Source organism: [Lactobacillus] rogosae, from assembly GCA_900112995.1.
Classification (GTDB): domain Bacteria; phylum Bacillota; class Clostridia; order Lachnospirales; family Lachnospiraceae; genus Lachnospira; species Lachnospira rogosae.
Genome location: FONU01000025.1, coordinates 1 through 21,131, shown reverse-complemented (window position 1 = coordinate 21,131; position 21,131 = coordinate 1). Strand labels below are relative to the sequence as shown.

The window sequence follows — 21,131 nt, the reverse complement described above, 5'->3', positions numbered from 1 at the left end:
CAGGAAACTGTTGTGCTATATACAGAATATCAAAAATATTTGTCATATAAAAAGCTCAGCCTCAAGCTGATGGATAATTCCAGCAGCTAGGGCTGAGCCTTTTTATGTATTAGGAAAGCACCTGTGATTGGTGCACATATGACTACTTTAAATTATCAAGAAGTGCAATTAAAGTAGCCTTATCATTAAGCTTAGGGTTCTCAATTACAATATCAAGCAGTGTATTAAGTGTATTGCCGATTTCTGCACCCTTAAGACCATATTCGATAAGGTCAACTCCTGTTATATCAAGGTCTTTTATTGTAAAGCAGTCACCTCTTTCAAGTATATCATCTGCCATACGCTGTAATTTATTCAGATGGTTATACTTGGCAGGGTTACTTATAAATGTAATCTCTTCACTTGCTTTAATAGAAGCACGCTGTAATCTTATTACTAACATAAAAATGTCACGTCCACACTGATGAAGTGCTTCCCTTACAGCAGGTTCAGTTTCATCAATGTGAAGCGGGGTGTATGTTAATATCTTTACAACAGTATCAATAGTCTTGTTATCCATTCTAAGATTTCTTAAAGCTGTTCTTGCCTCATCAGGTGAGCATACAAAAAGAATTGCGGCTAATCTAAGTGGAAGCTCATTATCAGTATATTTGCAGGTAAGAAGCAGCTTCTTGGCATATCTGCCGGTAAGATTATCTGCTATTACAGGCAGAATATTATTAAAAAGACCTGTTGTTGCATAAAGACTGCAATAATCAGGGTTATCTGATAAAAGAGTCTTCTTAAGTTCTACGCATACACGTTCCATACTGACTTTATCTATATTGCGGTTAAGCTTTTCAATAGCCTTAAATGTATCCGGTTCAATGGTAAAGCCAAGCTGTGCAGAAAATCTTATGGCTCTCATCATTCTTAAAGCATCTTCTGTAAAACGCTCAATTGGGTTGCCAACGCATTTTATTATGCGGTTATTAATATCGTCTATTCCGCCATATTCATCGACAAGCCCAGTTATATTATTGTAAGCCATAGCATTTATTGTAAAATCACGTCTGCATAAATCGTCTGTCAGCCTGTCGGAGAATTCAACAGAAGATGGGTGTCTGCCGTCTTTGTACTCGCCGTCAATTCTGTAGGTTGTAACCTCATATCCAACATTGTGCAACATAACTGTTACTGTGCCGTGTTCAATTCCGGTATCAATTGTCTTGTTGAAATATTCTTTGATATCGGAAGGGAGTGCAGAGGTTGTTATATCCCAGTCATTAGGAGTGAGTCCCATAATAGAATCGCGGACACAGCCACCTACAGCATAAGCCTGATGGCCGTGGCTTTTAATTGTGTTGATTATAAATTCAACGTCATTAGGCATATCAATTTTAAAATTACTATAATCCATACTTAATTACCAATCTTTAAATTATTATTTTGATTTCATTTTTAAATCTTTAAATCTGTTATTTGGCTATATAAAATTTGCAATAGTTCGCATTATTACTGCCCATAATTTTAACAAAAAAAACTATGTTTGTCACTGAATGGCAAAGCATTTTTTATTGAACACATGCATATGATAAGTAGGCCTAGTTGGATTGGAGGGTATATTCGTGAATGAGAAATCAGAAAAGGTGTTAGAACAATATAATATCAGCATTAACCGTATGATAAGAGGCAGGGGCGGTATTATTATTGCAACTGGACAGGGGTATAAGCTTTTTACCCAGTGTGAGAAGCCTGACAAGTATTATGAGAGGGAGAATAATATTACACAGATATTAAAATCAGCGGGATTTGGCAATACAGATACATATGTAAGAAATAATGAGGGACAGCTTGTGTCGCAGGATGAGGACGGCAGAAGATATATTTTAAAAGACTGGTTTGATGCGAAGGAAAGTGATGTAAAGGATATGGGGGATATGTGCAGAGCGGTGAGTATGATGGCGTATCTTCATATGGCGTTAAGGGAGGCTGGAAGCGAGCTTAAGATTAATCCATGTGGTGAGACAGAGTACAAGGAGTATGCACAGGCAGAGCTTAAGGCATGCCAGAACAGGAAGGAAACAGCACTAAGAAAGACATATGTGAAGCACACAAGGGAATTAAAGAAAGCATACAATTATCTTAAGCAGAAAAAAGGCAGACAGACATTTGAGCAGCTGGCATTTAAGCATATCGGTGACTATTATGAGGAGGCGTGCAATGCAAGCGAGAGGCTTATGGACGAAAGATTTGATGAGAGGCTTCTAGATGCGGCGGTTAATGGAGAGATTTCGCATGGAAGCTATACTTACCATAATGTGCTTATCGGTGGAAAGGATACTTATGTTGTTAATTTTGACAGATATAAGAATGAGTGCCAGATTAGTGATTTGTACCAGTTCATAAGAAAAGTTATGGAGAAGTATAACTGGGAAAATAGTGTGTTCTACAGGCTTCTTGATGAATATGACAGAATATGTCCTCTTGATGATAATGAGCTTGAACTTCTTATGACACTTTTGTCATATCCGGAGAAATTCTGGAAGATAATTAACCAGTATATTAATAGTAATAAATCGTGGATTCCAGATAAAAATGTAGATAAACTAAGGAAGGTTATTGAGCAGAATGAAAGAAGAAGAGAATTAATTGATAAAATATGCTGTGTGTGGTAAAATTCCCATAGGTATAGCCAATAAACGATTATAATCAGGATACAGGGAATGAAACATACATTTATATATAATAAAGCTAATAGAACAAAGAACGAAAGTGGTATTACAAGAAGCAGGACACATCTGTTTAACATAGTTAAGCCATATTCGGTTGTAAAGAGAATGGCAGTTATTATAATGACTGCCATTATGATAATATGCCAGACAGGTTGTGGAACATCGGGAAGTAACGGAGCGATTGTACCGGGCAGTTCAATTACACCAGCGAAGAAAAAGGGCAATGTAACAGACATAGCCAGGAACAGTGACAATGCAACACTAGTGGGGATAGTATCGTCAATAGATACCACGCTTAAGAATATACATTTTATTGATGTTGAAACTGGAACGGAATATTCAGTAATGTATACAGGTGGTACTGATATACAGGATGCTTATGGAAAGCTTAAGGCGGCGACATTGATACAGCCCGGAGAGATATATGATGTATACTGCAACAAATATGGCAAGGCAACCAAGATATATGGTTCAAAGAATGCGTGGAGCAGGACATCAGTTACGGATATAGAGCTTGATGAAAGCTCTAAGAGTGTGGTGATTGGACAGACTACGCTTAATTACAGGGATTATACGGTAGTAACCTCTGGAGGTAATCTTATAAGCATTGCACAGATTGTAAAGGAAGATGAACTTACGTTAAGAGGAATTGATGATAAGCTGTACTCAATATCGGTTGATAATGGGCACGGATATCTGGAACTGACAGGAATAGATGCATTTGTAGGTGGTTATGTGACATTAGGAAGCAGTCTTTTGTATGGTGTTACACAGGATATGATGCTTACTGTCGGAGTTGGTACTTATGATGTTGAGCTTCAGAGTGCAGATATGACAGCAACCAAGAAAGTAACTATTAAGAAAGATGCGACTTCAACGCTTGATTTCTCAGAATATAAGCAGCTTTCAGCTAAAAAGGGTGCAATCAACTTCTCAGTTACACCAGAGAATGCAATTATGGCAATAGATGGAAGTGAAGTTGATTACTCAAAGCCTGTGTCATTAACATATGGTTCTCATACACTTACATTACAGGCTAACCATTATGAAACTTATACAGAGACATTTACGGTTAATTCAGATTACAAGACTAAGGTTATTGATATGACAAGTACAAGCTCGTCAACAACAGCAAAGACGACATCAGCGAGCCTTACTAATGGTTATAGTGTTAATATAACAGCACCATCAGGAGCGGCTTTGTATGTAGATAGTGTATACATAGGTGTTGTTCCCTGCTCATTTAGCAAATCAAGTGGCAACAAGACTATAACATTGTCACAATCTGGGTATAATACAGTAAGCTATACTATATCAATACCTAATACAGCAGGTGATATGACATATGCGTTTCCGGATATGACAAAGACAAGTGAGACTGCGACTGTACAGACGCCAACGGTAACAACGCCTACAGCCACATCTTCTAATTAGATTATGCAGAATGTATAGAAAAGAGGCAGAAGGATAATAATGACAAAAAAGATGAATATACCATTTTCACCACCAGATATATCAGAAAAGGAAATTGAAGCAGTAAGCGAAGCATTAAGGTCGGGCTGGATTACAACAGGTCCAAGAACCAAGGAATTAGAAAGACAGATGGCAGAGTTCACTGGCACTAAGAGAGGTGCGTGTCTTAATTCAGCTACAGCGTGTATGGAGACGGCTCTTAGATTATTCGGAATTGGAGCGGGAGATGAGGTAATAGTTCCGGCATACACATATACAGCATCAGCAAGTGTTGTATGCCACGTTGGTGCAACTTTAAAGCTTATTGATGTGCAGGAGGGAACTTATCATCTTGATTATGATGAGCTTGAAGCAGCCATAACAGAGAAGACCAAGGCGGTTATTCCAGTGGATATAGCTGGTGTAATGGTCGATTATGATAAGATAAGGGCAATACTTGAGAGCAAGAAGGCTTTATTTAAGCCGGCTAATGCTTATCAGGAGGCACTTGGAAGAGTTCTTATACTTGCTGATTCGGCACACGGATATGGTGCGTCAAGAAATGGACATAAGAGCGGACAATGTGCGGACTTTACATCATTTTCTTTCCATGCTGTTAAGAACTTTACAACAGGTGAAGGTGGAGGCCTTGTATGGAGAGAACTTGACGGAATAGACGATGAAGAAATATACAAAAAGATTATGCTTATGAGCCTTCACGGACAGTCAAAGGATGCACTTGCAAAGACTAAGCTTGGTGCGTGGGAATATGACATTATTGCACCACTTTATAAGTGTAATATGACAGATATAACAGCCGCCATAGGTCTTGCTCAGATGACAAGATATGAGGGGATGCTTGCAAGAAGAAAGCAGATGATTAATATGTATACAGAGGGTATTAAGGCAGATGATGTTGAGTGCCTGTGCCATTATACAGATGAATATTCATCAAGTGGACATCTGTTTCTTACAAGACTCCTTGGAAGAGATGTAGAAGACAGAAACCAGTTTATAATAAGAATGGCAGAAGCAGGAATTGCAACGAATGTACATTTCAAGCCGCTTCCTATGCACACAGCATATAAGCAGCTTGGCTTTGATATAAAAGATTTCCCAAAATCTTTTGAAATGTATCACAATGAAGTCACACTTCCACTTCATACTAATCTTACAGATGAACAGATAGAATATGTTATAGAGAATTTTAACAGCCTTAAATAACAGGTTTAACAGACTGGCAGAAAAGAGGTTGGTATGCAGCTTAGAAAATGGAATGAGCTTCCAAAGTTTATGAGAACAAGGGAAGTAAGAAAATATTACAATATAGTTAATAAACGTAGAGCTTCTTTAATGGTGAAGAGATTATTTGATATCGTAGTTGCATCAATAATGCTTGCTGTGCTTGCATTGCCGATGTTAATAATTGCAATACTTATAAAATGTGATTCAAGAGGACCTGTATTTTTCAGACAGGAAAGAGTTACACAGTATGGAAGAATATTTAAGATATACAAGTTCAGGACAATGGTTGTTAATGCTAATGAGCTTGGTGCTTCTGTGACTGTGGATAATGACAGAAGAATAACAAGAATGGGAAAGCTTTTAAGAAAGATAAGAGCTGATGAATTCCCACAGTTATTTAACATTCTTGCAGGAGATATGACACTTGTCGGCACAAGACCGGAAGTGCCTGAGTATGTAAAGCAGTATTCTAAAGAAATGTATGCAACACTGCTTTTGCCGGCTGGGCTTACATCAAGAACAAGCATAGCTTATAAAGATGAAGATAAAATATTAGGCAATGCCGCCAATCCGGATAAAGCGTATGTTGAGGAAGTACTTCCTGCGAAGATGAAGTATAATCTTGAGGCATTAAGAAAGTTTGGTTTTGCAGAGGATTGCAGGGTGCTTTGGGATACATTTGAATCTGTTGTTGGAAGCGAGAGGCTTTCAGTGACAAAGAGTAGAAGGAGATAATAAATGTCTGATATGCTTATTACTATGTGTGTTATTGCATATAACGAGGAACAGAATATTAATGGAATATTAGAATGTATTAAAAATCAGGATTATGACCATAACAATATGGAGGTTGTGCTTGTAGACGGAGCATCAACTGATAATACAAGAGCACTTATGTGTGAATTTGCACTTGATAATAAAGATGAATTCAGAAGGGTTGTAGTGCTTGACAATCCTAAAAAGACACTTCCATCAGGCTGGAACGTTGCATTGAGGGAATATAAGGGTGATGCGATAATAAAGGTAGATGCACACGCTGTAATTCCAGAGGATTTTGTCAGTAAGAATGTGAGGGTGCTTGAAACAGGCGAATATATATGTGGTGGACAAAGACCTAACATAATAGACAAGCCAACTCCATTTAAGGAGACACTTCTTCTTGCAGAGAGCAGTATGTTTGGTTCAAGCATTGCTTCATACAGGAATAATCCTGGAAAGACTTATGTTAAATCGTTATTTCACGCAGCATATAGAAGAGAAGTATTTGAAAAGGTTGGTTTCTTTAATGAGGAACTTGTGCGTACAGAAGATAATGAAATTCATTATAGAATGAGAAAAGCTGGATATAAGCTGTGCTTTGACCCTGATATAATATCATACCAGTATACAAGAAGCAGTCTTAAGGCAATGCTTAAGCAGAAGTATGCTAACGGCTACTGGATAGGAAAGACAAGCAAGGTATGTCCTAAGTGCCTTAGCATATATCATTTTGTGCCATTTGCATTTGTCAGTGCAATAATAGCTTCAGGTTCGGTTATTGGAGCGACAGGACTTGCAGAGTGCATTAAGAAAAGGCACAACCATACACTTGGAAAAGGTATTTCGGCATTAAGAAAAGTAACAGTAGTGCTTACAACTGTTATGTGGGTGCTCTATGCTTTAATGGCATCTGGTATGGCGGCAGTATCTGCATTTAAAGCTGAAGATAAAAGAAATATAACTAATGCCTGTCTTCCTGTATTATTCCTGCTTCTTCATTTAAGTTATGGAATAGGCACAATAGCAGGACTTATGGATAAATCAAAAAGAGGTTAATTATGGAAGAGACAAGGAAAGATAAGCTACAGTTAATAGTCAGACGCTTTTTTCTTATAATAACAGATATAATTCTTGTTAACGGCTGTGTATTTATATCGCTGGTAATGAGGTTTAACGTTGATCTGGCGGCGATAGAGTCACAATATATACAGAATTTTAAGAGTACCTGCGTACCATTTACACTTATAACACTGCTTATATTCTGGTGTTTCAGAATGTATCACAGTTTGTGGCAGTATGCGAGTATAGCCGAGCTTTATAAGATAGTTGAGGCTTGTATTGTATCGGAGGTGGCACACGTCTGTCTTACAACAGTTATGGGAACACCGCTTCCTAGAGCCTGTTATTTTATGTCAGTAGTATTTCTTATAGTTGCAATGTGTGCGAGCCGTTTTATGTACAGGCTTATAAGAACACTTTTACAGGAATACAGACATACATCAGAGCAGATTAAGATTATGATAATTGGTGCCGGTGAGGCTACCAATGTTCTTATGAGAGAGATTGCTAATTCAAGATACCTTGATAATTCCAAGGTTGTATGTATTATTGATGATGACCCTAAAAAGGTTGGAAAGTATATACGAGGCGTTAAGATTGTTGGAACAAGGGAGCGTATTAAGGAATATGCAAGATACTATGAGATAGATGAGATAATATTTGCTATTCCATCAGCATCGCAGGAAACTAAAAGACAGATACTTAATATCTGTAAAGAAACTAACTGTAATTTAAAGATTATACCTGGCGTGTATCAGATGATGGACGGCGAGATTAATGTTCAGGATATCAGAAATGTTGATGTGGACGATTTACTTGGAAGGGATCCTATCAATGTTGATGTGGAGTCAATTCTTGGATATGTATCGGGCAAGACTGTTCTTGTAACAGGCGGCGGTGGTTCAATTGGTTCTGAGCTTTGCAGGCAGTTAGTCAAGCATAACCCTAAGTGCCTTATTATATTTGATATATATGAGAACAGTGCCTATGATATACAGCAGGAATTAAAGATGAATTGTCCTTATGCCAATGTGGTGACGCTTATTGGTTCAATAAGAAATAACACAAGACTTGAGTGGATATTCTCACATTACAGACCGGATATTGTATATCACGCAGCGGCACATAAGCACGTTCCGCTTATGGAGGGAAGCCCTAATGAGGCAGTTAAGAATAATGTAGCCGGTACCTGGAATCTTGCAAGAATGGCAGACAAATATAATACCAAGAGATTTGTAATGATAAGTACAGATAAAGCCGTTAATCCGACTAATATAATGGGTGCGACAAAACGTATATGTGAGATGATAATTCAGTATTATAATGGAGTATCTAATACAGAATTCGTAGCCGTAAGATTTGGTAATGTACTTGGAAGCAATGGCTCTGTAATTCCTCTTTTTAAGAAGCAGATTGCAGCAGGGGGTCCGGTTACAGTTACACACCCTGATATAATAAGATATTTTATGACAATACCGGAGGCCGTGTCGCTTGTTATTCAGGCGGGTGCATACGCCAAGGGTGGTGAGATATTTATTCTTGATATGGGTGAGCCGGTAAAGATAGATGACCTTGCAAAGAATCTTATAAGACTATCAGGTTACACACTTGGTGTGGATATGGAGATTAAATATACTGGTTTAAGACCTGGTGAGAAGTTATATGAAGAACTTCTTATGGCAGAGGAAGGGCTTCAGGATACACAGAATAAGCTTATTCATATAGGCAAGCCTATTGAATTTGATAAAGACAATTTTGAGGACAAGCTAGAAGTCCTTAAGGAAACAGCTTACAAAGAAGATGCGATGGCAGTAAGACGGCTTGTAAAGGAATTCGTTCCAACTTATAAGCCTGACCATGTATCGGATAATGATATACAATAAGAAACTGCAAAAAGAGGTTACTATGAAATATATTATTGATGGAAGCTTTTTGTATGGACATATTAAAGGTGTCCAGAGGTACGCAAGACAAATAACAAAAGAACTTGATAAATATATGGCGGATAAGCCTTACGAGGTTGAGATAGCTGTGCCCGAGATTGATTCAGAAGGTACATCTGCGGAGATTAACAGCTATAAGACACACTATAATAACATTAAGATTGTTATATTGGCTGGAAAATCTGGAAGAATGTGGGAACAGTTCACGTTTCAGAGATATGTGGACAAGCAGAAGGCTAAGCCTGTATATTTATGTAATGAAGTATCACTGTTTATGAAAAATGGAATAGTTACGGTACACGACATAGCATTTAAGACACATAAGGAGTTCTTTAGAGAGCCGGGTGACTGGCATGAGATATTGTTCAGAAAGCTTATGTATCTTAAAGCCTTTAAGAGTGCTGATGCGATAATAACGGTCAGTGGGTTTTCCAGAAAAGAAATCATTGATAATTATAATACCCATGGTAAGGAAATAGTAGTTGCAGGCAATGGCTGGCAGCACTTTGATGTGAACAGCATAGACGAGAGTATATTTGACAAGTATGCTTCAAGAATAAAAAGACATAAATATTATCTGTATATGGCTTCATTGGCACCTAATAAGAATCTTAACTGGATTCTTAATAATGCGAAGCTTCACCCAGAAAGTACATATGTAATAGCAGGTGAAAGTCTTGGGGACAGGTCTGGAATAGAAAAGCTTGGCAATGTAGTGGCGATTGGTTATGCCAGGGATTCAGAGGCAAGAGCACTTATGAAATACTGCAAAGCATTTTTATTCCCATCAACCTATGAGGGCTTTGGAATACCACCTATGGAGGCACTCTGTATGGGAGCTGAGATTGTTCTTGGTGATATTCCGGTGCTGCACGAGATTTACAAAAATGCGGCTACATATGTCAACTGTCATAAGCCTGATGTGAATATAGATGAGCTGTTAGAAAAGAATAAGGTGAGTGACGAGGCAGTGCAGAATGTACTTTCAAGTCATTCGTGGGACAGGTCAGCCCATATAATTGCAGGAATTATGGACAAATATGCAGAATAAGGATTAAAAAGATGAAGATAGCGGTTGATGCAAGAACGCTTGGCAGCAGACCAAGCGGAGTGGGAATGTATCTTAATGACTTTCTTAAGCAGCTTATGAAATATGAGGATCTGGAATTCGTTCTTATATCAGATGTTGCAGAGAGTGAATATATTAAGTCATTTATTAAAAATGGAATAAAAGTATATACAAAGGGAAAACAGGTGTATAAGAGTGCCGGAGTTTATGCTTATTTTGCATATGTGAAAAAGCAGCTTGATATTATTAAGCCTGATATATTCTGGGAAGTTAATACGATAATTCCGATTAACCTCGGCGGTAGTTTTAAGACTATGATTACAATACACGATATGTTTCCAATAGAATATGTTGAATATTTCGGGCAAGTATATAGTATGTATTTTAAGTACAATCTTAAAAAGACACTTAAGAATACAGATATGATTCTATATAATTCAGAACAGACCAAAAGGACAACGGAAGAAATTTTCCCGGAAGCTAAGAGCATAGCGAATGTTAATGCTTATATAATATCCAATCCTGTTAAAAAGCAATGGGATAATAAAGATGATGATTATTTTCTTTATGTTGGCAATATGGAGAAAAGAAAGGGTGTTGACCTTCTTATAAAAGGCTATTTGCAATATAAGAACCGGGGTGGCAAGAAGAAACTTATTCTTGGTGGAAAGATGCAGGAAGAAGAGATTAACCAGATTGTAAGGTCGGCAATGATGTTAGATGAAGATATAACTTATCTTGATTATGTGACCCACGATAAAAAGCACGAGCTGTATGCCTCAATGTCAGCTTTTGTGTTTCCGTCGAAGGCCGAGGGGTTTGGTATGCCGATTATTGAGGTTATGCGTTTTAAAAAGCCAATTATAGCAAGTAATCTTCCTATATTTGATGAGATTACAGACGGCAATATTAATACATTTAATATAAGATGTAATGAATATGAGCAGATAAACAATCTTGCAGATGAATTATTGTCATATAATACAGAGGTTGATACAGAAGCATATGCAAATGTAGTTAAAAGATATGCACCTGATAGACTTGGGAAAGTTGTGTATGATTTCATTACAAGTGATTAAATTATTTATATTGTATATAAATAATATTTGTAATAGTATTAATGTGCTGGATTATAATTAAATTGAAAGATAATAGAAGACATTAAGGAGAAAGTATGAAAGTATTAGTAACAGGAGTGTCAGGTCAGTTAGGTCATGACGTTATGAATGAACTCGATAAAAGAGGGTACACAGGAATAGGAAGTGATATAGCTGATAATTACAGTGGTATTCAGGATAATAGTGCTGTTACAACAATGGAATATGTCAAGATGGACATAACAGATGAGGCTGTTGTAGATGAGGTTATAAGCAGTGTATCACCAGATGTTATTATACACTGTGCGGCGTGGACGGCAGTAGATATGGCAGAAGATGATGACAAGGTTGAGAAGGTAAGAGCTGTCAATGCCAAAGGGACAGCTAATATTGCAAAGGCGGCTAAGAAGCTTGATTGTAAAATGGTATATATAAGCACAGATTATGTGTTTAATGGGCAGGGTGAGAAGCCTTGGGAGCCGGACTGCAAGGAATACAAGCCGCTTAATGTATATGGACAGACTAAGCTTGAGGGTGAGCTTGCGGTTGCTGATACACTTTCAAAATATTTTATAGTAAGAATAGCATGGGTATTCGGTGCTAATGGCAATAATTTTATAAAGACAATGATTAAGGTTGGAAAGAACCACGAGACTGTAAGAGTTGTTAATGACCAGATAGGAACACCAACATATACACTTGATTTGGCAGTATTATTAGTTGATATGATAGCTACAGAGAAATATGGATATTATCATGCAACTAATGAGGGTGGCTATATTTCGTGGTATGATTTTGCGTGTGAAATATACAGACAGGCTGGAATGGATATTAAGGTTATTCCGGTATCCACAGAAGAATATGGCCTTTCAAAGGCGGCAAGGCCATTTAATTCAAGATTAGATAAATCAAAGCTTAAAGAGGCAGGATTTACACCGCTTCCAACCTGGCAGAATGCTGTGGAAAGGTATATTAAATATTTAAAAGAACAGGAACAGGCTACAGGTAACGAATAGAAATGATTATAATGTCAGGGTCAGAACCCAACAACTTTAATATTTCGTTATTGTGTATCCGTATTTACTAATTAAGAAGAAAGGTAAACGTATGAAGGAGAAGGCGGTTGGATTATGGAACAGGATTGCTACTAAAGAGAATAAGCAGATTGCGAAAAATGTTCTTTTGATTTTGCTTGTATCAAGACTATTTTATATATTTATTGGCTGTGTTACCAATTCAGCATTTGGCAATAATATTACATTTGCTAAGATGTTTCTTGGTGGCGATGCAGACTGGTATATTAAGATTGCTGAAAAAGGATATAGTCTTTCTGGAAGCATAAAGCCGGGAGATGGACAGGCTAACTGGGCATTTTTTCCGTTATTTCCAGTATCAATAAGATTGTTTAAATACATATTTTTCTTCCTTAATTATGCACAGGCAGGAATATTTCTCAGCTTAATATATGTGTATATAATGGGGATATTTCTTGTTAAGACAGTAAGGCTTTATAAGCCTGACAGATTAGGATATTTTGCAGTGGTTCTTGTATATATGGGACCATACTCATTCTATCTTCATTGTGTATATTCAGAAACATTATTTATGATGCTTATTGCAGTGTTCTTTTACTATCTAAAAAAAGAAAAGGGCAATATTAATAATTACTGGATTTCAGCAGCTGCGGCTATGCTTGCAAGCTGTACAAGAATAGTTGGTGTTATACTTGTATTCCCGCTCGTATTGCAGATGTACCTTGATTTATATGAGGGCAGGATAACATTTGGAAAGCTTGGCAGTTTTATAGTACATATGTTTAAAAATCCAGTTAAGATATTGCAGGTATTCTTATGTCCGGCAGGCATATTTGTTAATATGATGCATCTGTATTATGTGACAGGAGATGCGTGGGCGTTCAGAAATGTGCAGGCAGCATGGAGAGAAGATGGTGCTGGCTGGATAGGTAATATGATATGGGATTTCTTTAATAATATATATGCAGAAAGATACTGGATTCCGCTGGTTATGATACTGGCAATAATCGTGTATGTATATATGCTTAAATGTAGATATTATTCAGAAGTTCTATTTGCTGTCATAACACTTATAATTCCTTTTACGGGCGGAGTTATGTCAATGTGCAGATTTATAGCTGGAAGTTATGTTGTATACATTGGTTTATATGATTATTTTGCAGATAAGAAAGACTTAAAGTGGCTGGCGGTATTTCTTGCAGTAGTTATGGAAGCATTTCTTATATGGTTATGGTTTACAGCAGGTGTCAACGCATTTACGGCGTAGAAAAGGAGAGTTGGGATGAATAATAAGAAAAAATGTATTAATATAATTGCATATATTATTGTTGTGATTCTTGCAGTGTTCTATCTTGCAACGCTTGTGCTTGGCAGTAAGCTTGATGTATCAGATGAATATAAGCTTTACTATGTAGATGGTGAATTGTCAAAGTGGCCGGGTGAAAATGGTCTTGACTATTACTTTGGTAATACAGAGATATATGATATATCAAAGCTTGAAGAATATAAAAAGTTATTAGAAGAACAGAAGCTTTATGGCGATATTATAACAGATGATGAAGAAGAGGCTGATGAGGTTAATGAGGATAGTGTGGAGTCTAACAGAGATTCTGCCATTGATAAATATTTCCAAAAAATGTTAGCAGCAGAGAATAATTATGTATCAGAAGATGCTGATGATAATTCTACAGCTGATAAAGATGAGGATAAGACAATAGCTTCTGCATTGAACATTCCTTACAGATACACAAAGGGTTTCTATTCACTTCATACAGGGATATATACTAATAAAGGTAATGAGGCAGCACTTTATTACAGATTTGTAACAAGAGTTGAGAAAGACATTGTGCTTGAAGTGTATGGTGCAAGCTATAATACAGATACTAAAGTATATGCCAATGATGAATATATTGGAACTATAACTGCATATAATGAAACAGAGGGAGCGGTTAAGTACCATAAGAATGAATATGGTGACAGGGAAAGAGAAGATAAGGTGAATGATAACCTTAATACTTTAAAGATACCAGCAGATATTGTAGGAAATGATGGTATTGTAAAGATATCTTTCGTGCCAGAAGAAACTGTTAATATATATGATTACACATCAGCTATTAGCAATGATAATTTTAAGAAGTATAAGGGATTTCGTATTACTTCGGTTAATATGTTTTATTAATTAATAAATATTGTAAAAAACACTTGCCAAGATAAGATATATATGATAAAATGCAAAAAGTTTCCTGAGTTAGCAGACTGACTTAGGAATTATGGGTGGATTCCCGAGTGGCCAAAGGGGACAGACTGTAAATCTGCTGGCACTGCCTTCGAAGGTTCGAATCCTTCTCCGCCCATTCTACATAATACTGGCTTGCAGGCAGTAAAGTGCAACTTAGGCTGCACCAAGTTTGGATTATGTATTAAGATATACCAAAGAGCCGGTGTGGCGGAACTGGCAGACGCACAGGACTTAAAATCCTGCGGGACTTATACTCCCATACGGGTTCGATTCCCGTTGCCGGCATAGGACTTCCTACAAATGAGTAGGAAGTCTTTTTTGTGTAATAGGAATTCTTTATTACACAAAAGGCACTATGTGCCGATGATGCACACCCACACGAATCTGTAGTTAGACGCAGATTACCATGCCTGGTGTTGGAATGTGCTTTGCACATTTTTTGTATTAATAATCAATTTGTTGTTAGAAATGAGGGTGCAATGGTAGAATTAGATGGAATGTTATCCATAGTAATGCCAGCATACAATGAGGAAAAATTAATATATCAAAGCATAATCAAGACACTTGATATAGTATCAGGCTTTGTCAGAGAAATTGAACTTATAGCTGTTAATGACGGAAGTAAGGATAATACCAAGGCGGAGATATTAAGAGCGGTAAGAAAAGACAAAAGAGTAAGGCTTGTCACTTCTGATAAGAACAGAGGTAAAGGTAATGCCATAATATCGGGCGTGTCGCAGGCTGAAGGAAAGTATATTGCATTTGTTGATGCAGATCTGGAACTTAATCCGGCACAGCTTGAGGGTTATCTTAAGAAAATGCTTGATGATAACGCAGATGTTGTTATCGGGTGTAAATTTCATAAGGGGTCAAAGCTTAAATATCCATTTAAAAGAAAAGTAATAAGTATGTGTTACTATATAATGCTTATAATATTATTTCATCTTAATGTAAAGGATACGCAGACAGGACTTAAGGTGTTTAAGGCAGAAGCTATTAAACCGGTAGGACATCTTATAAGAACATCAGGTTTTGCATATGATATAGAACTGCTTGTAGCGGTGCATAGAAGGGGTTTCAAAATAGCAGAAATGCCAGTTGAGGTTGTATTTGTAAGGGATAAAGGCGTTAACAGAATTGGAATAAAAGACTGTGTAAGAGCATTCGCTGATACCTGGGCAATATTTGCAAGAGTGTATTTTAAGCATTATTATGATTAATAGTCAGTATAATATTACAATAAATAAATTCAGGCATTTATGTGTGAATTGGTGGACTTAAGAAAAGAGGAATACAGTTGAATAAGTTTAAAGAATTATTAGAAAAAGCAGGAGATTTGCAATTTATAAAAAAAGCAAAAGATTACATTGCAATTCATAAGATAGCGGCAGTAACAACGGCAACAACTGCTGCGGCAGGAGAGAATATAAAGAGTGGTCTGTAATGGTCAGACAGTGAAATTACAATTAAATAAACTATAAGTATGCTTTAGTGATTTCTGCATAAAATAATTCTGACAGATAAAATGTTACATTTTTTGGTGAATGGAGGAATTATGACAGGAAATATTAAAGTGAATTGGAAAAGGCTGATTTTAGCGATGGTGATAAGTATAGGAGCAGGAGTAATATCGTGGCTTCTTACAGGTAATTCAATGGAAATCTACAGAGATTTGAATAAACCTGCACTATCACCTCCTGGTCAGCTTTTTCCTATTGTATGGACAATTCTTTTTATACTTATGGGACTGGCATCTTATATTGTATGTGAGACAAGGGATGATGACAGAACAGAAGCACTGATATTATATGGAGTACAGCTTGTAATCAATATAGGCTGGTCAGTTATATTCTTCAACTTTGGTGCTTTCTGGCTGGCGTTTGTATGGCTTATGATATTGTGGATTTTAATAATATTTACAATATGGAGATTTTTTAATGTTAATACAGTGGCAGCGTGGCTTATGGTTCCATATCTTTTATGGGTAACCTTTGCAGCATATCTTAATATTGCGGTTGCGATTATGAACTAATCAGATGCTTTTGGTATTAGGTGTTAATTAATGTAGTCATTGCGTAATTTTAATGTAATAATTTCGCAATAAATTCAAAAATAGTTAACATATTGTTAACAATTTAAAGCTGTATAAGTGGTATAATTACAAAAATCTGCACAGTAGTAAGCATTAATGGAAAGAATTACCGGATTGTAAGAGTAGTGCAGATAATAGATGAAATATACAAAAAGTACAGTTTTACTGTATTTATTCGTTGGAAATGAGGAACGGAATGAAAAAGGCATGGCCACACATAAAATGTGTATTATTTATCGTTGTTCTGGCAGTGGTTATACTTGTGTGCGATTATCTGTTTGCTGAGAGTGGATATATACGTTTTGTGTTAAATGATGTGAACAGTTCAAATGAGAGCTACGACACAATAGTGCTTGGAGCTTCACATACAAGATGTAGTATAGATACAGAATATCTTGATAAATATATGAATGTTAATTCGTTTAATATGGGAATACCAGGAGAGACGGTTGATGATTTCTATTATGTATTGAAATCAGTTGTCGATTCGGGTAATAATGTTAAACAGGTAATTGTGGATGTAGACTATTACTATTGGATGAATGGGCAGTCCCAGAATCATTTTTCCAAGTCATTTATATACCAGCAGATGAAAGATACTTGGGTTAAGGCAGAATATCTGTGGAATAACAGGGCTGAACTTGATATAAGAAATGTATTTTCAAGAAGGCTGACCTGGAAATGCACGATAAAGAAGGCAAAGACTAATATTGCACTTAAAAAGACAAAAGAATATAAGAATTATGATATGTCAGCAGGACTTGATACAGATGGATATTTTGCAACCGCAGGTGGTCCATATCTTGGAAAAGGATTCTGCTACAGATATAGAATCAATGAAGTGCCAGGTAATCCATCATATGTTAATACAATGAAAGGAAATGCTGCTAAAAGCCTTGATAAAACAGTTATATCACAGTTTGAGCGTTTTCTTGATTATTGTAATGATAATGATATAAATGTTGTATGTGTGTCAACACCTATAACACCAGATGCATTTAAGGAAGCACAGGTGGACAGGGCGTCCGAAAAGCTTAAAGAATTATTTGATAGCTACAATATTAAATATTATGATTTTAATAAGACGCTTATGTCTGTGCTTCCAAGAGATGATTCGGGTTATGTGGATACAGAAGGACATATGTATGGAGAACTTGCTGTTAAATATTCAGATGTATTAGCAAAAGTACTTGCAGATGATGCAGAGGGAAATGTTAATGAGGAAGAATATTTCTACAAGTCATATGAAGATATGTATGAGACAATGAAAGACGATTATGAGGCGGCTACAGGACTTGAGTGGAAGTCTTATTAACTGCCATATATATTATATGAAAATACATAGGAATGGAGAAAGATATGTCATTTACGACTTTTGAGTTCTTTCTGTTTATAGCAGCGGCAGTTATTATATATTATGTGATACCTAAAAAGCTGCAATGGATATGGCTTCTTATAATAAGTTATGTATATTATGCTTCTTATGATATCTCGACAGTGTGGATGTTATTACTGACAACATATGTTACATACAGGGGCGGAATTCTTCTGGACAGATTGAATGAGCAGAAACCGCAGGACGGAATAAGCAGGGAAGAAAAGAAAGATTTCAAGAAAAATATTGTCCGTAAAAAGAAAAAAATAGTACTGGCTATGGTACTTATAGCGTTTGGAATGCTTGGGATTATGAAGTATACCAATTTTATGCTTGGAAATATAGATGCAGTTTTAAGACTTTTTGGGAGTGGAAAGCAGATAGGAGTTCTTAATCTGACACTGCCGCTTGGCATATCGTTTTATACATTCCAGTCAATAAGTTATGTTGTTGATGTATACAGAGGCAAGCATAAGGCTCAGGGCAATTTCTTTAAGCACGCATTATTTGTTTCATTTTTTCCGCAGCTTTTACAAGGACCGATTGGAAGATATGAAAGACTTGGAAGCCAGTTGTATGAAGGACACAGCTACAATTTAAAAGAATTGCAGTTTGGTGTCCAGAGAATACTATGGGGCTTTTTTAAGAAAATGGTACTTGCTGACAGGGTAAATGCGGCAGTCCTTCTCATATTCCATAATTACTGGAATTATGGCGGATGGTACAATGTGTTAGGAGTGCTTCTTTATAGCATACAGCTTTATGCAGATTTCTCCGGTGGAATTGATATTGTCATAGGAATTGCACAGATGTTTGGAATTACGATGGATGAGAATTTCAGACAGCCATATTTCTCACGCTCAATAAGTGAGTTCTGGAGAAGATGGCACATAACGCTTGGTACATGGATGAAGGACTACATATTCTATCCATTTTCTTTATCTAAGAGTATGGCTAAATTCGGTAAGTGGAGCAAGAAGAAATTTGGTAACAATGTTGGAAAGCTTCTTCCTGTAGGACTTGCTGACATTTTGGTGTTCTTTGTTGTAGGTGTATGGCATGGAGCAGCGTGGAAGTACATAATGTATGGTATATATAATGGCGTAATTGTTGCAGGAAGTGGAATGTTAGCACCTGTATATGCAAAGATACAGGAAAAGCTTCATATCAATCCTAAGAAATGGTGGTATCAGGGCTTCTGCATTATAAGGACATTTATTCTTGTCAATATAGGCTTTTATTTTGATATGGCAAATGATTTAAGAGCTGCTAATGCTATGTTGGTACAGACAGTTACAAAGGCACATATATCACAGCTTTCAATGGCGGCTGTTAAAGCTGTAGGGCTTACAAGTCAGGATTTGCTAATTGTTATAGCAGGCTGTATTATTATATTTGTTGTCAGTCTGTTAAAAGAAAAGGGGATTAACATAAGAGAAACAATAGCATCATATAATATTGTAATAAGATGGATTATATATATAGGATTTATAATGTTTATACTTATATATGGAAGTACAAGCACAACATCAGATTTTATATATGCTAATTTTTAATAATTACAGTAAATGAGTGGCGAAAATCAGGTTATAGCCGCTTATTTGCTGTTTTTTTGTTGTAGTGACAATTATTGTGGGAGGTGGTATAATAATATGTGAATGCCTAAGTGGAGCATTTTCACATTTATTCTGTTCATAACGGAGTAGATAGTGAAGGCACACATAAAGTGTTCTTATTTTAAGGTTTGGTACGTTAGTAAGAATATTATATCAGGAGATGAATATGAGTAATAAAGATGACGGGCTTTCACAGTTAGTACAGGATGTGATTGACGGAAAAGCTGAGAAAAAGGAACTATGCAATAAGATTTACAAAGAGGTATACGCTTTAGCATACCCTGTATATCAGAACGAAGAAAAGAGTATGACCCAGGCAAAGAAGGCACTTATTGAGATATGTAAGAGAATAGGTGATTTTAACCTTGAAAGAAATATTCATAAGCAGGTTGCAACAATTGCATCTGCGTTCTTCTTTACAAGTGTGGTAAGTGAGAATGCAGAAGAATTAAGGAATAATGCACCAACAGGAGAATATGAATATACTCATATTAAGGATGATGAAGAATTCGTTACATATATGAAGCAGAAGGCAATAGCCTTCAGAAGCCCTAAGTCATTTGACCAGCAGGAGGAGAGCTTTAGAAATTTATCAGAGATAGAAATGTCGCTTACAGAATTATACGCTTATGAGATGCTTTCTGTTGATGCGATTGAGAGCGTAACCGATGTTGACAGTTCTTATATAAGCGGCTGGTTAGCAGGCATAAGAAGTTATGTATTAGGTTATGAAACAGCTGGTAATGCCGATAATAATGATATGGCAGCAGTCGCTGATAATGATTACAATTCATTAGATGAAAGTGATTATTCTGATGAAGAGTATGATGACAGTGATTATGGTTATGATGAGAATAATAATAATGATGATTATAGAGAAAGAGAAGCTGTAAGTTCTGTATACAGAAAAACAGGAAAAAGATTAAAGGAAAATGCTGTTACAATATTCATTAAAAGACTTTTTCCAGCACTCACACTTCCGGCAAGAATGATGGTTTCATGGATTGCAGGTGGTGTAATAGTTATTATTCTTATTATTATTCTTGTTGTATCAGTTAAGGCTGGCAAGAGCAATAAGAAGAGTGCTTCTTATGAATACCAGAATATGCAGTATACAACAGAACAGGCTGCAACGAAGAATAATAAGAAGAATGAGGCGGCAACAGCTTCAACTGAGGCAGGCACAGAAGAACAGACTACACAGAAGCAGACTGAGAATGTAACACAAAGTACTACTGGCAGCAGTTCTAATAATACAACCAATAGGACAACAGCTAATACATCTGATGATGATAGCATCACAGGAAATACTAGTTCAGATAATAGTGGAAGCACAGACAATGATACCAATGGAAGTGGTGACACAGGAAGTACAGATAACGGAGCAAGCGGAAGCGGCACTACAGGCGGAAGCACAGATAACGGAACAAGTGGAAG

The 21,131-nt window shown here is 36.5% G+C and carries 17 protein-coding genes, 2 tRNA genes and 1 pseudogene; 19 read left to right on the top strand and 1 reads right to left on the bottom strand.

The window, feature by feature from the left end:
* Positions 1-142 precede the first annotated feature (142 nt).
* The gene (locus BM157_RS10950) at positions 143-1,399 is read right to left on the bottom strand and encodes a CCA tRNA nucleotidyltransferase (RefSeq protein WP_090141151.1); all 1,257 of its coding nucleotides are present in this window, start codon (positions 1,397-1,399) and stop codon (positions 143-145) included.
* Between the two features lie 208 nt (positions 1,400-1,607).
* Here BM157_RS10950 and BM157_RS10945 point away from each other — a divergent pair, with 208 nt between their 5' ends.
* The 19 genes and pseudogenes from BM157_RS10945 to BM157_RS10860 all read left to right on the top strand — a co-directional run.
* The gene (locus tag BM157_RS10945; protein ID WP_022502362.1) at positions 1,608-2,657 is read left to right on the top strand and encodes a protein kinase family protein; all 1,050 of its coding nucleotides are present in this window, start codon (positions 1,608-1,610) and stop codon (positions 2,655-2,657) included.
* 48 nt (positions 2,658-2,705) lie between these two features.
* On the top strand, positions 2,706-4,148 hold the full coding sequence (locus BM157_RS10940; protein ID WP_090141149.1) for a PEGA domain-containing protein: 1,443 nt from the start codon (positions 2,706-2,708) through the stop codon (positions 4,146-4,148).
* A gap of 51 nt (positions 4,149-4,199) precedes the next feature.
* Entirely contained in the window at positions 4,200-5,390 is a 1,191-nt protein-coding gene (locus BM157_RS10935; RefSeq protein ID WP_055177312.1) for an aminotransferase class I/II-fold pyridoxal phosphate-dependent enzyme, read from the top strand.
* 33 nt (positions 5,391-5,423) lie between these two features.
* Positions 5,424-6,146 (top strand): sugar transferase, encoded by a 723-nt coding sequence (locus BM157_RS10930; RefSeq protein WP_022502365.1) that lies wholly within the window; start codon positions 5,424-5,426, stop codon positions 6,144-6,146.
* Between the two features lie 3 nt (positions 6,147-6,149).
* A complete protein-coding gene (locus tag BM157_RS10925) occupies positions 6,150-7,226 on the top strand; it encodes a glycosyltransferase family 2 protein (protein ID WP_022502366.1) in 1,077 nt (358 codons plus the stop codon).
* Positions 7,227-7,228: 2 nt separating this feature from the next.
* Positions 7,229-9,112 (top strand): polysaccharide biosynthesis protein, encoded by a 1,884-nt coding sequence (locus tag BM157_RS10920; RefSeq protein ID WP_022502367.1) that lies wholly within the window; start codon positions 7,229-7,231, stop codon positions 9,110-9,112.
* Between the two features lie 22 nt (positions 9,113-9,134).
* Positions 9,135-10,223, top strand: a complete 1,089-nt coding sequence (locus BM157_RS10915) for a glycosyltransferase family 4 protein (RefSeq protein ID WP_318255946.1) — start codon at positions 9,135-9,137, stop codon at positions 10,221-10,223.
* 11 nt (positions 10,224-10,234) lie between these two features.
* A complete protein-coding gene (locus BM157_RS10910) occupies positions 10,235-11,320 on the top strand; it encodes a glycosyltransferase family 4 protein (RefSeq protein WP_090141145.1) in 1,086 nt (361 codons plus the stop codon).
* Between the two features lie 95 nt (positions 11,321-11,415).
* Entirely contained in the window at positions 11,416-12,354 is a 939-nt protein-coding gene (gene rfbD, locus BM157_RS10905) for a dTDP-4-dehydrorhamnose reductase (protein ID WP_055176861.1), read from the top strand.
* A 91-nt stretch (positions 12,355-12,445) separates the two neighbouring features.
* A complete protein-coding gene (locus BM157_RS10900; RefSeq protein ID WP_022502371.1) occupies positions 12,446-13,639 on the top strand; it encodes a glycosyltransferase family protein in 1,194 nt (397 codons plus the stop codon).
* A gap of 15 nt (positions 13,640-13,654) precedes the next feature.
* Complete coding sequence (locus BM157_RS10895; RefSeq protein WP_022502372.1) at positions 13,655-14,551, top strand: hypothetical protein; 897 nt, start codon at positions 13,655-13,657, stop codon at positions 14,549-14,551.
* Positions 14,552-14,644: 93 nt separating this feature from the next.
* Positions 14,645-14,726: transfer RNA gene (locus BM157_RS10890), tRNA-Tyr, on the top strand.
* A gap of 83 nt (positions 14,727-14,809) precedes the next feature.
* Positions 14,810-14,896: transfer RNA gene (locus BM157_RS10885), tRNA-Leu, on the top strand.
* A 194-nt stretch (positions 14,897-15,090) separates the two neighbouring features.
* Complete coding sequence (locus BM157_RS10880; protein ID WP_090141143.1) at positions 15,091-15,831, top strand: glycosyltransferase family 2 protein; 741 nt, start codon at positions 15,091-15,093, stop codon at positions 15,829-15,831.
* Positions 15,832-15,908: 77 nt separating this feature from the next.
* The gene (locus BM157_RS13080; RefSeq protein ID WP_318255945.1) at positions 15,909-16,055 is read left to right on the top strand and encodes a hypothetical protein; all 147 of its coding nucleotides are present in this window, start codon (positions 15,909-15,911) and stop codon (positions 16,053-16,055) included.
* Positions 16,056-16,166: 111 nt separating this feature from the next.
* Positions 16,167-16,643 (top strand): TspO/MBR family protein, encoded by a 477-nt coding sequence (locus BM157_RS10875; RefSeq protein WP_318255944.1) that lies wholly within the window; start codon positions 16,167-16,169, stop codon positions 16,641-16,643.
* A 256-nt stretch (positions 16,644-16,899) separates the two neighbouring features.
* Positions 16,900-18,018 (top strand): hypothetical protein, encoded by a 1,119-nt coding sequence (locus BM157_RS10870; protein ID WP_090141142.1) that lies wholly within the window; start codon positions 16,900-16,902, stop codon positions 18,016-18,018.
* Between the two features lie 44 nt (positions 18,019-18,062).
* The gene (locus BM157_RS10865) at positions 18,063-19,634 is read left to right on the top strand and encodes an MBOAT family O-acyltransferase (protein WP_055176871.1); all 1,572 of its coding nucleotides are present in this window, start codon (positions 18,063-18,065) and stop codon (positions 19,632-19,634) included.
* A 226-nt stretch (positions 19,635-19,860) separates the two neighbouring features.
* Positions 19,861-21,131: pseudogene (locus BM157_RS10860) on the top strand (hypothetical protein); the annotation flags it as partial.